The following is a 14,406-nucleotide window of genomic DNA, read 5'->3' on the forward strand; positions in this document are numbered from 1 at the left end:
GCCGCAGCCGCCCGCCTCCGGCCCCGGCGCGGGCGCCGGCGGCGTCCCGCCCGCTCCGCCGCTCTCGCACAAGGTGCTGAAGTCGCTCCTCGGGGCGTGGGCGCTCTCGGCCTGTTCCGCCAAGGAGATCACGCTCGTCGAGGACCACCTCACCGAGTGCGCCTCCTGCGCCGAGGAGGCCCTGCGGCTGCGCGACGCCGTGGAACTGTTGCACACCGACCACACCCTCGACCTGAATCCCCGGCTGCGCTCCCGGGTGCTGGAGAACTGCCTGAACCGCAGGCCCGCCCGGATCCCCGTGCCGGACTGGGCCGGTCCTTACGACGCGGAGACGGCACGGCTCGACGCGCTGCTGCGCGACATCGGGGAGACGGACTGGCAGGCGCCCGTACGGCTCAGGTGGTTCGAGAACGAGAAGATGACCTCGCGGAAGACCACGGTCGCCGGTGTCATCGGACATCTGCTGATCGTCGACGGCCTGGTGGGCGCGGCGCTCGGCCTCGACGATCCGCTCGGCGCCGACGCACCGGCGGCGCCCACCGGGCGTACGGAGAGCTACTGGCGCGCCTCGGCCCTCCCGCCCACCGGTGTCCTCCACGGACCCTGGCGCGAGCAGAACCACACCCTCATCCGGACGGTCTCCTTCGCGGGGCGCGGGGTGGCCGATCTCTCCGTGCCGTACGGCGACTTCAGCCTGCCGCTGCGGGACGCGCTGCTCGACCGGGCCTTCGAATGCTGGGTGCACGGCGGCGACATCGCGGACGCGGTGGACTATCCGTACACCAATCCGAGCGGCGCCCATCTGCACGAGATGATCGACCTGGCCGCGCGGTTGCTGCCCGCCGCCCTGGCGGCGCGCCGCCGCGCCGGGCTCGCCTCCCCCGCGCGGCAGCTCGTGGCGGCGGGATCTCCCGGGCGTTCGCTGCATCTGGAGGTCGAGGGTCCGGGCGGCGGCAACTGGTACATCTCGCTCGACTCCCCCGCCGCGATCGGCACCCGTGAACGGTCGGTCGCTCAAGTCGCCCTGGACGGCGTCGAGTTCTGCCAACTGGTGGCCGGTCATGTGCCGCCGGAGGAAGCGGCAGCCGGGCAGGAGGGGGACCGCGAGGCGATCAGGGATGTGCTGTTCGCCGCCGCGTCGCTGAGCCGGCTCTGAGCAGAGAGTGCCACGTCCTACGGCTCCTACGGCTCCTGCGGCTCCGGGGACGGCTCCGGAGGCGGGTACACGTACGGGAGTTGCGGCTGATTGGCGCCGCCCACGCTCACATGCGGGCCTTCCGGCCTGACCGTACCGTCATGCGGCTTCAGTTCGACGGAGATGCGGTGGGTGGTGTCACGGGACGCCGAGCCGCCGCCGTCGGCCGTGACCACCCCGATCCGCAGCCCCGCCTTGGCGTTGGCCTCGCGCCGAATCTGCACGGCGAATTCGACGCTCACCTTCTCGACGAGGAACTTCATCGAACTGTGCGCGCCTTCGGACTGAGCCTGTTCCAGCTCCTGGCGTATGCGGCCGATGACGGCCGACAGTTCTACGGTGTCCGCGTCGTCACGCGCCTCACTTCTGCCCATGCGACTCACCCCCCTCAATCACCACGGAGTGGGGCGCAGTTGTCACCCCCCGTGGTTATTGTTGACGAGTATGACGGAGCCCACACGCACTTCCCATGATCCCGCGGAGGAAGGCGGTTGGCGGGTGCGGCTGTTCCAGGGGGACAACGGCAGGGCACAGCCACTGGGCGCCGGCGTACTTCTTCCCGGCGGTCTCGTCCTGACCTGCGCCCATGTCGTCCTGCACACGCCGGACGACGGCCGGGGCGCAGGGCCTCACGTACAGCCAGGACCGGGCCCGGGACAGGACGGCGGGCAGCGGCACTCCGCCGAGCGCGTCCCGCTGGAACGGTTGTTCGCGGAGTTCCCCGGCGCCCGCGCCGCCGCCGCGGCCGGACGGTCAGGGGTGCCCCGAGGGGCCGTGCGACCCGTGCGCGCCAAAGTGATGCGGGAGTATCTGCGGCCGCTCACCACGTACTTCAGCGGTGACATCGCCCTGCTGGAGCTGGCGGAGATACCCGACATCCCCCCGGCGAAGCTGCACCGGCAGATACCCGCGCGCGACGAACGGGTGCACACGGTCGGTTATCCCCAGGACCTCTGGGGCGGCGAGGACATCGACGCCGAGCTCAAGGGGCGCGGCGGCCCCGGGCCCGAGTGGGTACAGCTCGACCCGGTGCGTTCGCCGTACGCGATCCGGCCCGGCTTCAGCGGCAGCGGAGTGGTCCACAGCCGCTCGCGCCGCGTGATCGGGATCGTGGTCGATCAGTACGGGACCGAGGAGCACAAGGTCCCCGTCGGGCACGCCTACATGATCCCGACCGAGAGCATCCTCAAGCATCTCCCGCCGGAACTCCTCGGGTTGACGGTGACGGGGACGCGCGCCGTCTCGCGCGGTATCGCCGTCGCTCCCCGCAGGACCGATACGAGCCGCGCGCCCGGGCTGCGCCGCAAGGTGACGCGCTGGCTGGAGGAGGGCGCCGCCGCCGCGGTGGCGGCGGTAGCGGAAGCGGGGGGCACGGCAGGCGCCGACCCGGTGGAGGTGATCTTCGCCAGGGACGGCGAACACGACGCGCTGCACGCCATCCACTCCACCCTCACCCTCGCCGACCGCGAGCAGAACCCCCGCGCGGTCTCGCGTGGCGACGCCGACGAGCCGGGGGCGGGGACGATCGACATCGCCGTCGACGCCACGGGACGTACGGCCGCGCAGCTCGTCACCCGTACCGCCGACCGGATCGGCCTGGACAGCCCGGACGCGCCGGGCAGCGCGGCCGACGCGGCGCACATCGGGTCGCTGCTCGACCGGATCGCCGAGGAAGGGCCGCCGCTGTCCGCCGCGTTCCTGTCCGTCGACCGCACGATCCCGTCCGGTGAGGACGCGATGCCGCTGTTGCGGGCGCTGCGCGGGCGCGGCCTCAGCCGGCTGCTGCTCGTCTTCCGTGACCAGCGCTCGCCGCTGCTCGCCAAGGTTGTCGCCGAGCTGCTCGACCCGCACTGGGCCGAGCGCCGGGCCAAGGCCATCGCCGCCCGGCTGGCCGAACTGACCGACATCGAGGAGCGGTTGAGGCAGCTACGGAAGAACCCCCCGGGAAGCGGCGGCAACAGCTTCGGCTCGCGCGCCCCGGACGCGCCTCCCGAGCCGCGCGGCCGGCAGCTCAGGGCGGAGCTGGACGCGCTGCGTGCGAGCGGCGCCCTGCAAGGGCCGGCGGCCTCGGGAGCCTCGGGCTTGTCGGGCGCCTCAGGCTTGTCGGGCGCTGCGGGCGCTTCCGGCGCCTCGGCCGCTTCGGGTACTAACGGCACCTCCGAGGCTCCCGCCCCCGCCGACTCCCTCCCGTACGACCTGTTCCGGCTGGACATCGCCGTCGAGGACGCCCTGCTGCGCGCGGTGGCGGCCGTACAGCGGTTCAACCGGCCCGAGCGGCCGAGCAGGTACACCGTCGATCCGCCGGGCGACGAGCTGACCGATCTGCCCGTGATAACCGTCAGCGATCCCGACGTGCTCGTCGAGCCCGAGCCCGAACCTCCCGACGGCCGCCCGGGTGACGAGGGCGCCGGCCTGCGGCCCGGCGACGAACTGCACCGGCAGTACAAGGTGGTCGGCAGGCTCGGCCAGGGCAGTTACGGGCAGGTCTACCTCGCCCGCGATCTGCTGCTGGTCAAACGGCCCGTGGCGCTCAAGGGGGTGCGGGACCGCGACGACCCCGCGGCGCTGCGCCTCGCCGAACAGGAGCGGCTGCGTCTCGTCAGCCTCAACCACCCGTCGGTCATCCGGGTCATCAACTACGCGCGGCACCCCGATCACCCGGCCAACAAGGCCGAGTTCATCGTGATGGAGTTCGCCGACGGGGCATCTCTCGAATGGGTCGCCGAGCGCATCGCGCGCAGTGTTCCGCCGTTCGCCGGCTTCCGGGTCCACGAATTCATCGTCGCGTACGGACTGCTCATCCTGCACGCGCTCACCTATCTGCACGAGGTGGAGCACCTCGTCTACGGCGATCTCTCCCTCACCAATGTCATCCACTGCGGCAAGGGCATCAAGCTCATCGACGTCGCCGGCGTCCGGCGGATCGGCTCCTCGGGCCCGGTGACCTACCGTCCGCCGGAGCTGGACGCGTCCACCGCCATGACCATCGCGGGCGACCTGTACGGCGTGGGCGCCGTCCTGAAGGAGTTGCTCAGCCATGTCCCCGCGCACCCCTCGGACCTCGGTACGAAGTCCCTGGAGCGGGCGCTCCTGCGGGCGACCGCCGACCGGCCGGAGGAGCGGTTCGCGGACGCGGCCGAGATGTCCGTACAACTCCGTGGCGTGCTGCGGGAGTTGCGCTCGCTGCGGCTCGGTGAGGAGACCTTCGAGCCGTCGCCGCTCTTCTCGCCCGCCGCCGCGGCTCTCGACGGGGAGCTGGGCAAGGCCCCCGCGCTGACCCAGTGGCTGACGGGCGGCGCGCGCAAGCGGCCGCTGGTCGTACGGCCGCCGAAGCCGGCCGAGGTCGCGGTGGGGCTGCCGGTGCCGAAGCCGGACCGTAAGGACCTCAACTGGAAAGAGCTGCACCGCACTTCGTACGACGACCCGGCGGGCCTGCTCCAGCTCAGCGACGAGTGGTCGCGGTCGCCGGAGCTGGCGCTGCTGCGCTGCCGGCTCCACCTGGAGACCGCGCGCGACCAGGGCCCCGATTCCCGTACCCATATGGTCGCGGCCGTACGGGAGTTGGAGCAGGCGCGGCGGGAGATAGGCGCGCTGGCCGCGCACGACTGGCGGGTGCACTGGCACGAAGGGCTGCTCCATCTGGCCGCGAACCGGGTGGAGCCGGCGCTCGACTCCTTCGACCGGGTCTACGCGGCGATCCCCGGCGAGTTCGCGCCCAAGCTCGCCCTCGGCTACTGCCACGAGTGGCTGGGCCACGGCCGGCAGGCGATGGAGTTCTACGAGGCGGTCTGGCACCGTAACCACGCGCTCGGCAGCGCCGCGTTCGGCCTCGCCCGGATCCACCTCGACCGGGACAACCCGGCGCGCGCCCTCGACTCGCTCGAAGCCGTACCGGCCGACTCGCGGCACCGTACCGCCGCCCGTACGGCCATGGTCCGCATCCACGCCGGCCTGCCGAAGGACGGCGCCGCGCCGACAGTGGCCGCAGCCAAGCAGGCGTATCAGGCGCTGCACCGGCTCGACCGGCACGACGGGCTCACCGACGGGCAGGCGAAGGAGCGGCTCACCACCGATCTGCGGGAGCTGCTGCTCACGCTGGTCGTCTCGGCCGCCAGGCGCGGACAGCCGGACCCGCTGGAGGCGCTGCGCGCGGAGCTGCCGGACGAGATCGACGTACCGCTGTCCGAACGGGAGTTGCGCAACGAGCTGTACAAGAGCTACCTGCTGCTCCGGGAGCAGGTGCCGAAGACGGGTCGTGACGAGCAGAAGGCGCTCGCCAAGGCGCTCGTCGACAACGCCTACAGCACGCGTCCGACCAGCCGGCAGCACGGCCGTCGCCGCCGGCACGAGCGGAAAGGGGACGGGTCATGAGCACGTTCAGCGACGCGGACGCGGATGCGGACGCGTACGCCGATGCCGACGCGTACGCCGATGGCGGTACAGATGCCGAAACGGGCGACCAGGCGCGTGCGCGCCCCTCGCGGGCGGCGAGGCTCTTTCCGGCGCTGTGGCGGTGGGCCCGCGGCGGGCTGGAGTCCGGCGGCAGGAAGGACACGGCGCAGTTCGTCCTCGCCCGTATCCTGCTGCTCCCCGCCCTCGCCCTGTCGATCCTCGCCCTCTCGGGGGCGGCGTACTTCGACGTCCACGACCGTACGCAGCAGCTCCGCGACCGCTACGCCCCCGCCCTCATCGACCTGGCCCACGCGCGGACCTCACTGGAACTGGCGCATACGGAGGCCACGCGCCGCCTCGGCTCCGACAAGAACGGCAAGCAGCTCCCGCAGACCGACCTGGTCGGGCTCGGCGAGAAGTACCCCGCGCTGATGACGCAGGTCTCGCAGAGCCTCAACCGCGCGGCGCAGACGGCGGCTTTCCGGAAGTCGCAGGAGCAGGACCTGCATGTGGTGTCCGGGCTCGTCGTCTCCTACAACGACTGGATCGGCTGGGCCGACCGCCACCACGAGAGCAGACAGTTGCGCGAGTCGGGTCTGGCGTACGCCAGGAGCCTGCTGCGCGACAACGTCCCGGACCAGAAGCCGACCGCCGTACTCAACCGCATCGACGAGCTGGAGAAGCAACTCCGCCTGGAGACAGAGCACTTGTCGGGCTGGGGCACGCTGTCCTTCGCGATGGAGGCGACCGCGGTGCTGGCGGCCCTGGTCCTCGCCTTCGCGCTCATCGGCACGCTCGACTTCATCCGGCGCAAACTCTCCCTGCGCAGCCTGATGTTGGCGACATGCCTGGCACCGGTCCTGCTGGCGCTGATCCTGCTGTCGTTCGGCGGCGTCACCGAGCACAGTGCCCAGCAGCGGGTGGGCGAGACCGTCACCGACCTCACCCGGGTCGACGCGGACACCACCTCGGACTCCGCCATCGAGACGCTGTCCGGCCGGCTGTCGGACGGCCTCGAACGGTCGCATCCCGGCGAGTGGGCGCTCGCCGGGGCGCTGGCGCTGGCCGTCGGAACCGCGGGCGCGCTCGCCTGCGGTGTGACGCTCTTCCACTACGGCCGCAGGCACCTTGAGATCCACTGGAGGTCGCACCCGTGAGAGGCCCTCGCACAAGCACCAAGCGCCGCCGGGCGAAGGCCGGTTGGGTGGGCGCGCTGCTGGCGGGCGCGCTGCTCGCGACCGTCGGTGTGACGGCGGGCTGCTCCGCCGGGGAGGACAGGACGCTGGTCGTCCTCGGCCCGTGGACGGACGGCGAGGAGAAGCCCTTCGTGGCTGCGCTGGCGAAGATCGGCGAACGCACGGGCCGGCATTACGCGTACGAGGGCACCCGGTCGCTGCGGGAGACCCTCGTCGCCCAGTTACGGGCGGGAGCGCCGCCCGATGTGGCGCTGCTCAACAGCCTCGGCGACCTGGCGGGGTACGCCCAGGACGGGGACGCCAAGCCGCTGCCGGACGAGATCGCGCAGCGGGCACTCCGGCCGTGGGCGCCGCGCTTCACGGTCCCGGACGCGAGCGGCGAGGCGGCGGACCACGCGTACGCCGTGCCGGTGCGGGTCGACCTGAAGAGCATCGTATGGAGCCGCCCGGAGGCCCCCGCGGCGGCCGGGGGACCGAAGAAGGCACCGGACAAGGCACCGGTGTGGTGCCTCGGCATGGCCTCGGGTCCGACGTCCGGCTGGCCGGGCACGGACTGGATCGAGGACCTGCTGCTCCAGCGCCAGGGCTACGCGGTGTACGACGACTGGGCGACCGGCGGACTGCCGTGGACCGACTCCAAGGTGCGGACCGCCTGGCAGGAGTGGGGGAAGATGGTCACCGCGCTGGACCCGAAAGCGGGTCAGCGCGCGCTGTCCACCTCGTTCGAGTCCATCGGCGGCGGCCACTACGGCCTGCTGAACACCGGCGACTGCACGCATGAGCACGCGGCGGCCTTCATACGCAGGCACTACCAGGACGACATCCTGCCCGAACCGACCTCCGCGTATCTCCCGGGCGTGAAACCCCTCAACCAGTTCGAGGTCTCGGGAGACCTCGCGGCGGTCTTCAAGGAGAGTGACGCGGCCTGGGAGTTGATGGCCCAGCTCACCTCGGACAAGACCCGCGCGGACTGGACCGCCGCCGCGAGACCGGAGGAACAGCCGTTCTTCGCCGGTGACATGGTGCTCGGCGACAGGCCGCAGACGAAGGCGACAGCGGCCGCGCTGAAACTGCTCGACGGCGCGAGCCGGATCTGCTTCGACGCGTCCGACTCGATGCCGCCGACCCTGCGGGTGGCCTTCCAGCGGGCGGTGCTGGAGTTCCTGGAGAGACCGCGGGACGAGAAGTTGCTCAGCAGTCTGCTCGAACAGTTGGAGGCGGAGCGTCAACTACAGCAGGACGACGGCGCGTTCTTCCTGAGCACCCTGTGCCAACGCCCGACGGTCACGCCGTAGAGGCCGAGCTCCACCGCCGGCGGGCATGAAGCGTCCGGTCCGCCCTCAGGGGACGTTCCAGGCGGAGATGAACGGCTGCTCGCCCTCGGCGGTCAGGAAGCTGAGACTGCCGGGACGCGGATGGCCGAGCAGTCGGGCGGCTGACGCGTCGAGACCGACCCAGCGCACGGCGAGCACGCGCGCCAGATGACCGTGAGCGACGACGGCGACGTCACCGTCCTTCAACAGCGGCCGGATTCGGCTCAGTACCGCGTCCGTGCGCGCGGCCACCTGTCGCAACTGCTCGCCGGGATGGTCGGCGTCGCCCGGAACCACGCCGTCCCGCCACAGGTCCCAGCCCCGCTTCGTCTCCCGGATCTGAACCGCGGTGAGGCCCTCGTAGCCGCCGTAGTCCCACTCCAGCAGGTCAGGATCGGGCCTGAAGCCTGTCAGGCCCGCCAGCTCGGCCGTCCGCACAGCGCGGCTCAGCGGGCTGCTGAACACGGCGGTCGACGGCGTCCGGCCAACCTCGGAGCGAGCGCCTTCGCCGCTTCCTCGCCCGCGTGTGTCAGTGGAATGTCGGTGCGGCCGGCGTGCCGGCCCGACAGGCTCCACTCGGTCTGGCCGTGCCTGATCAGGATCAGTTCACCCATGGCCGCGAAGATATCTCGCGCCCCCAGCACCACATGAGATGACTTCTTGGGCGCGGGCGTCGCTCACCCGGCCTGCTCGTCTCCGGTGAACATGGCGATCAGGCTCTGGGGGGCGTTGTCGCCGAACATGAGCGTGTGGAGTTCGGCGCCGTCGGAGGCGGCTTCGGCGCCCCGGGCGAACATGGCCTGCTCGTACGCGGCGAGCACGGCCTCGACGTCGTCGGGGCGCGCGGCGAGGGCCGTGCCGAGTTCGGCGCCGTCGTACATGGCGAGGTTGGCGCCCTCGCCGTTCGGGGCAGCGAGGTGGGCGGCGTCGCCGACCAGGGTCACCCCCGGCACCCGGCCCCAACGGTGCCCGATCGGCAGCTCGTTGAGGGGGCGCAGGACCGGCGCGGTGTCGCTCTCGGTGATCAGGGCGGTCAGTTCGGGGGCCCAGCCGTCGAACTCCCGCACGATGCGCGCGGTGGCCGCCGCCGCATCGGTGAAGTCGATGGCGGCGAACCAGTCCTGCGGCTTCGACAGCGCCACATACGTGTGGAGGGTGTCGCCGCTCTCGCGGTGAGCCGTGATCCCCTTCCCCGGTGCGAGGGCGGCCAGCGCCCCGCCGCCGACCGCCTTCGCGGCGGCAGGGTGCCGGGTGGCGCCGTCGAAGAGGTAGGTCTCGACGTAGGACATGCCGAGGTAGGCGGGGGTGGCGTCGGAGAGCAGCGGCCGGACCCGTGACCACGCGCCGTCCGCGCCGACCAGCAGGCTCGTGGTGACGGTGGCGCCGTCGGCGAAGGTCACCTCGTGGCGGCCCTCACCGAGGCCGCGGGTGGCGCTGACCTTGTGACCCCACCGGACCGTGCCGGCCGGGAGCGCGTCGAGCAGGATCCGCCGCAGCTCGCCGCGCTGCACCTCGGGGCGTCCGCCCGTACCGTCGTCGGGCTGGTCGAAGAACACGGTGCCGTCCCGGTCGAGGATCCGCATCGCCTGGCGGCCCTCCAGGATGAGGGCACGGAACTCGTCCGTCAGGCCGGCCGCCTCGATGGCGAGCTGCCCGTTGTGTTCGTGGATGTCGAGCATCCCGCCCTGCGACCGCGCCGCCGGTGAGGGCTCCGCCTCGTGGACCGTGACCGGGATCCCGTGGACGTGCAGGACGCGGGCGAGTACGAGTCCGCCGAGGCCCGCGCCGATGATCGTGACTGGAGTGGTCATGGTGCCTTCCCTCCCCTCGCAGGCCGCCGGGCGGACACCCGGCAGGTCACCTGTGGAACGTTGTTCCAATGACAGACTGGAACAGCGTTCCACTCCTGTCAAGCTGGAACGGCGTTCCAGGTATGTCAGGATGGCCGCATGGCAACCAGAACGCGCCGGACGGAGCGACGAGAGGAACCGCTCTCCCGGGAGCGCATCGTCGAGGCGGCGGTCGGACTCCTCGACAGCGCCGGTGAGAGCGGGCTCACCTTCCGCGCGCTGGCGGAACGACTCAGCACCGGACCCGGAGCGATCTACTGGCATGTCACGGGCAAGGACGAGCTGCTCGGTGCGGCCACCGAGGCCGTCGTCGCCGGCACCATGACCACGGCCGCCGCCGACGCGACGCCCCGGGAGGCCGTCCACGCCCTCGCGCTCGGCGTCTTCGACGCGATCGACGCCCATCCCTGGGTCGGCACCCAGCTCGCCCGCGTGTCGTGGCAGTCGCCGATGCTGGGCCTTCTGGAACGCCTCGGACGCCAGGTGCAGGCGCTCGGAGTGGCCGAAGCCGCCCAATTCACCTCGGCGTCCGCGCTGTTGCACTACATCCTCGGAGTGAGCAACCAGAACGCCGCCAACGCCCGCGCGCCCCGGCCGGAGGCGAACCGGACCGAGTTCCTCCGCAGCGTCTCGGCCGCATGGGCGGAGCTCGATCCCGACGAGTACGCGTTCATCCGGAACATCGCGGGTCACGTGCGCGAGCACGACGACCGCGAGGAGTTCCTCGCCGGCGTCGACCTCGTCCTGGCCGGGATCGCGGCCGGTCAGTAGCCCGTCAGCCGCTGCCCGGGGCCCCGGGCTCGGGTTCTAGGCGAAAACCACCGTGCGGTGGCCGTTGAGCAGGATGCGGTGTTCCGCGTGCCACTTCACCGCGCGCGCCAGCGCCCGGCACTCCACGTCGCGGCCGATCGCCACGAGCTGTTCCGGCGTGACCCCGTGGCCGACGCGCTCGACCTCCTGCTCGATGATCGGGCCCTCGTCGAGCTCGGCCGTCACATAGTGCGCCGTCGCGCCGATCAGCTTCACACCGCGCGCGTGCGCCTGGTGGTACGGCTTCGCGCCCTTGAAGCTCGGCAGGAACGAGTGGTGGATGTTGATGATCCTGCCGTTCAGCCGCTTGCACAGATCGTCCGAGACGACCTGCATGTAACGGGCGAGCACCACCAGCTCGACCCGCTCGGCCTCGACCAGCTCCAGCAGCTCGGCCTCGGCGGCTTCCTTTGTGTCCTTCGTCACCGGGATGTGGTGGAAGGGGATGCCGTACGAGGCGGTCAGCCCGGCGAAGTCCTCGTGGTTCGAGACGACGGCCGCGATGTCCACCGGCAGGGCGCCCGTCCTGGCCCTGAAGAGCAGGTCGTTCAGGCAGTGGCCGAACTTGCTGACCAGCAGGACGATCCGCATCCGCTCCTCGGCGCGGTGGATCTCCCAGTCCATCGCGAAGGCGTCGCCGACCGCCCCGAAGCTCGCCCGCAGCTTCTCCAGGGTCACCGGGGAGTCGGCGGAGAAGTGCACGCGCATGAAGAACAGGCCGGTGTCGTGGTCCCCGAACTGCTGGCTGTCCACGATGTTGCAGCCGGTGATGAAGAGGGAACTCGACACGGCGTGCACGATCCCCTGCTTGTCCGGGCAGGACAGCGTCAGGACGTACCCCTGGGCGGCGGCGCCGGCGGTGCCGCTGGCGCTGGTGCTGGTGCTGGTGCTGATCGCGGTGGCGGCGGCGGTGTTCATGACCTCAGAGGATCCCACAGCGGCTCCCGCTCAGGCCGAGCGCGTCATGATCCGCAGCAGGTCCAGCGAGCGCGGCTCCACGTCCGGGTCGTCCCCGTCGCTCGCCGCGAGCCGTACGTGCGCCTCGCGCGCCGCCCGTACCGCCTCCGGCCAGCCGTGGTGCTCCAGGTAGGCCGAGACGGGCGCGTCGGCGCCGACCTGGTGCATGATGCGCAGCACGCGCAGCACCGCGACGTCGACCAGCGCGGCCTCGCCCGAGTCCCTGAATATCGTGCCGACGTATTTCTCGGCCGACCAGTTGTCCAGCCAGGTGTCCTCCACCAGCCGGTACACGGCGTCGGTGACGTCCCCGTACCCCTCGCGGCCGGCGAGCCAGAACTCCTGGTGGAACCTCGTATCGGAAAGCATGTGCAGCGCCGAGCGCACATTGCTGCGCCAGCGCCACCACGGCATGTCATTGACGGGCATGACACCCATGGTGGAGGAGTGACGGGCCCGACGGGAAGGGTTCGAAGAGTTCTCAGAAGCTTGCTGCACGATGGTCGATCGTACGTTCCTTGTGCGTTCCTCGTACGTTACGACCGGATGCGCTGCGCCGGACCCCGGTAATTCACCTCACCGTCACCTTCCATTGAGGTACACCCACTGCGCCGTTCCCCAGGGAGCGGAAGCGTGCCTACCTATGACTGGACGGCGACGCTCATCATCCCACCGCCCGCGCCGGACCGTCAGGGTCCGCTCCTCCCGAGCGGCGGTGGCAGGAGCCACGCTGGCCGCACTCGCCCTGCTGGCCGGCGGCTGTGGTGCCATCCCTGGCACGGGGAGCGCGCGGGACACCATCACCGTCATGACCTGGGCCCCGATCGGCACGAACGCCACGAACATGCCCGGCGTGCCGGCCATGGCCAAGGCCTTCGCCAACTACGTGAACGCCTCGGGCGGACTCGACGGCCACAAGCTGCGCGTCCTGACCTGCAACGAGCGGAACGATCCCTCGGGCGCGGCGACCTGCGCCCGCCGGGCGGTGGACGAGGACGTGGACGCGGTCGTCGGTTCGTACAGTCAGTTCGGCCAGGAGTTCATGGCCCCGCTGGAGGCCGCCGCGATCCCCTATCTGGGTGGATACGGCCTCTCCGAGGAGGAGTTCAGCTCCTACCTCTCGTATCCGGTCAACGGCGGCCAGGCGGCCCTGCTCGCCGGCGACGGCAGGCAGCTCGCGCGCAATTGTGAGAAGACCGCGCTCGTACGGCCCGACACCGTCGCCGGTGACGATCTCCCCGACCTGCTCGACGCGGGGCTCACCCAGGGCAAGCGCGACCAGGCCACCGACATCCGGGCGGCGGAGGACGCGACGGACTACACCGAGCAGGCCGTCGAGGCGCGCTCCAGCGCCGGTGACGGCGGCTGTGTGACGGCGGTGCTCGGCGACCACACCCAGACGTTCTACGACTCGTACCGGCGGCTCCCCCAGGACGGCAGGGACATCCGGGTCTCGTCCGTGGTCGGCAGCGTCGACCAGCCCCTCATCGACCGTACGGGCGGCGCCGACGGGCCCTTCGAGGGCGCGTACGTCACCGGGTGGTACCCGGAGTCGAGCGATCCGGCGTGGCAGCCGATGCGCAAGGTGATCGACAAGTACGCCTTCGGGGACGACGACGTGGACCCGGACAACCCCGGGGTGCAGACCACCTGGATCGCGTACACGGCCCTGCGGGAGATCGTCTCGGCGATCCACGACAACACCGTCACGGCGGGCAAGATCGTGGACACCATCGACCGGGGGGTGACGGTGGACACGGGTGGTCTCACGCCGCCGCTGCGCTGGCGCTTCCAGGACATGCTGGGGGCGTCCGGGTTCCCGAGGATCGTCAACCGGGACGTGACCTTCCAGGTGGTGCGCGGCGGGCGGCTGGTGGCGGAGCGGAAGGGGTTCGTGAACGTGGGCGCGACGCTCCAGAACACCGCCGACGGCTTCTGACGGCTCCTGACCGCTGTTGTACGGGTGCTGCCGCGGCACCGGCACCCGGCTCCCGGCGGCCGTGGTCGTAGCGGGCCGTACCGGGTGCCGGGCGCCGGTGCCGGGCGCGCCGTCTGTCTAGAGCTGCGTCGTGGCCCGCTTTGTCAGGCCGTACTTCGTGGCGATGGCGTTCCACAGCTTCGACGCCTTGTTCTTCGCCGCCGTGGCGTCGCCGCTCGACTTGTCGCCCTCGGCCGCCGCCTGGGTCCGGCGCGGGTGGCCGCCCTTGCAGACCTTGCCGCTCTTGGCCTGGGTCGCCCACTGGGCGTAGTGGTCGTCGGCGGATGCCGAGGCCTGCCAGGCCGTGGTGAGGGAGGACGCCAGCTCGGCGCTGTCGGGCAGCTTGTCTGTCTTCAGCTCCTTCAGCCGGCTGACCAGATCGCGGCGCTGCTTGGCCGCGCCGTGCAGATCGTCGGCCGCCGAGTCGAGCTTGTCGCACGACTTGATGTTGTTGACGGCGCCGATGACGGCCGAGCGGCTGTTGTTGCTGTCGGCGAGCAGCTTGTCGAGCGCCTCGGCCTGCGGCTTCGCCGGGTCCTCGCCGGGCTGCGCCGAGGCGCCTTCGCCGGGTGACGCGGTGGAGGCGACCGTCCCGCTGTGGTCCTTGTCCGTGTCGTCGCCGCCGCTCATCAGCGCGCCGGCGCCGAGCCCGATGGCGGCGATGGCGACCACGCCGAGCACGATCAGCGGAAGGCGCGAGGACTTACGGCGGCCG

Annotated in this window: 10 protein-coding genes and 2 pseudogenes; 6 read left to right on the top strand and 6 right to left on the bottom strand. The window is 71.4% G+C overall.

What is annotated here, in order from left to right; translation table 11 throughout:
- The coding region (locus tag QR77_RS15495) for an MDMPI N domain containing protein (RefSeq protein WP_052488777.1) at positions 1 to 1,156 on the top strand (1,156 nt) is incomplete at its 5' end.
- Positions 1,157 to 1,182: 26 nt separating this feature from the next.
- On the opposite strand, the gene QR77_RS15500 is transcribed toward QR77_RS15495, so the two are convergent.
- The gene (locus QR77_RS15500) at positions 1,183 to 1,569 is read right to left on the bottom strand and encodes a trypco2 family protein (RefSeq protein WP_063798035.1); all 387 of its coding nucleotides are present in this window, start codon (positions 1,567 to 1,569) and stop codon (positions 1,183 to 1,185) included.
- A gap of 70 nt (positions 1,570 to 1,639) precedes the next feature.
- Here QR77_RS15500 and QR77_RS42185 point away from each other — a divergent pair, with 70 nt between their 5' ends.
- Genes QR77_RS42185 through QR77_RS15515 form a run of 3 tightly spaced genes read left to right on the top strand, consistent with a single transcriptional unit; the run spans position 1,640 to position 8,078 of the window.
- Entirely contained in the window at positions 1,640 to 5,566 is a 3,927-nt protein-coding gene (locus tag QR77_RS42185) for a tetratricopeptide repeat protein (RefSeq protein WP_160310916.1), read from the top strand.
- Positions 5,563 to 6,744, top strand: coding sequence for a hypothetical protein (locus tag QR77_RS15510; RefSeq protein ID WP_052488779.1), 1,182 nt, complete (start codon positions 5,563 to 5,565; stop codon positions 6,742 to 6,744). Before QR77_RS42185 ends, QR77_RS15510 begins: the two co-directional genes overlap by 4 nt.
- The gene (locus QR77_RS15515; RefSeq protein WP_236710670.1) at positions 6,741 to 8,078 is read left to right on the top strand and encodes an extracellular solute-binding protein; all 1,338 of its coding nucleotides are present in this window, start codon (positions 6,741 to 6,743) and stop codon (positions 8,076 to 8,078) included. The genes QR77_RS15510 and QR77_RS15515 overlap by 4 nt, the downstream gene beginning before the upstream one ends.
- Before the next feature lie 45 nt (positions 8,079 to 8,123).
- Here QR77_RS15515 and QR77_RS15520 read toward each other — a convergent pair.
- Positions 8,124 to 8,710 (bottom strand): annotated as a pseudogene (locus QR77_RS15520) (histidine phosphatase family protein).
- A 63-nt stretch (positions 8,711 to 8,773) separates the two neighbouring features.
- Positions 8,774 to 9,907, bottom strand: coding sequence for an NAD(P)/FAD-dependent oxidoreductase (locus tag QR77_RS15525; RefSeq protein ID WP_040022362.1), 1,134 nt, complete (start codon positions 9,905 to 9,907; stop codon positions 8,774 to 8,776).
- A 138-nt stretch (positions 9,908 to 10,045) separates the two neighbouring features.
- On the opposite strand from QR77_RS15525, the gene QR77_RS15530 reads away from it, so the two are divergent.
- On the top strand, positions 10,046 to 10,717 hold the full coding sequence (locus tag QR77_RS15530) for a TetR/AcrR family transcriptional regulator (RefSeq protein ID WP_040022365.1): 672 nt from the start codon (positions 10,046 to 10,048) through the stop codon (positions 10,715 to 10,717).
- Between the two features lie 36 nt (positions 10,718 to 10,753).
- Here QR77_RS15530 and purU read toward each other — a convergent pair whose 3' ends face one another.
- Together purU and QR77_RS15540 are read right to left on the bottom strand one after the other, a co-directional pair.
- Positions 10,754 to 11,674, bottom strand: coding sequence for a formyltetrahydrofolate deformylase (gene purU, locus QR77_RS15535; RefSeq protein WP_078876708.1), 921 nt, complete (start codon positions 11,672 to 11,674; stop codon positions 10,754 to 10,756).
- 30 nt (positions 11,675 to 11,704) lie between these two features.
- Positions 11,705 to 12,151: a hypothetical protein gene (locus QR77_RS15540; RefSeq protein WP_040022367.1), complete on the bottom strand. Its 447-nt coding sequence runs from the start codon at positions 12,149 to 12,151 to the stop codon at positions 11,705 to 11,707.
- A 205-nt stretch (positions 12,152 to 12,356) separates the two neighbouring features.
- Between QR77_RS15540 and QR77_RS15545 the strand changes: the two genes are divergently transcribed.
- A complete protein-coding gene (locus QR77_RS15545) occupies positions 12,357 to 13,652 on the top strand; it encodes an ABC transporter substrate-binding protein (RefSeq protein WP_040022369.1) in 1,296 nt (431 codons plus the stop codon).
- 117 nt (positions 13,653 to 13,769) lie between these two features.
- Here QR77_RS15545 and QR77_RS15550 read toward each other — a convergent pair.
- Positions 13,770 to 14,406, bottom strand: a pseudogene (locus QR77_RS15550) (hypothetical protein); the annotation flags it as partial.

The sequence above is a fragment of the Streptomyces sp. 150FB genome (assembly GCF_000818195.1).
Classification (GTDB): domain Bacteria; phylum Actinomycetota; class Actinomycetes; order Streptomycetales; family Streptomycetaceae; genus Streptomyces.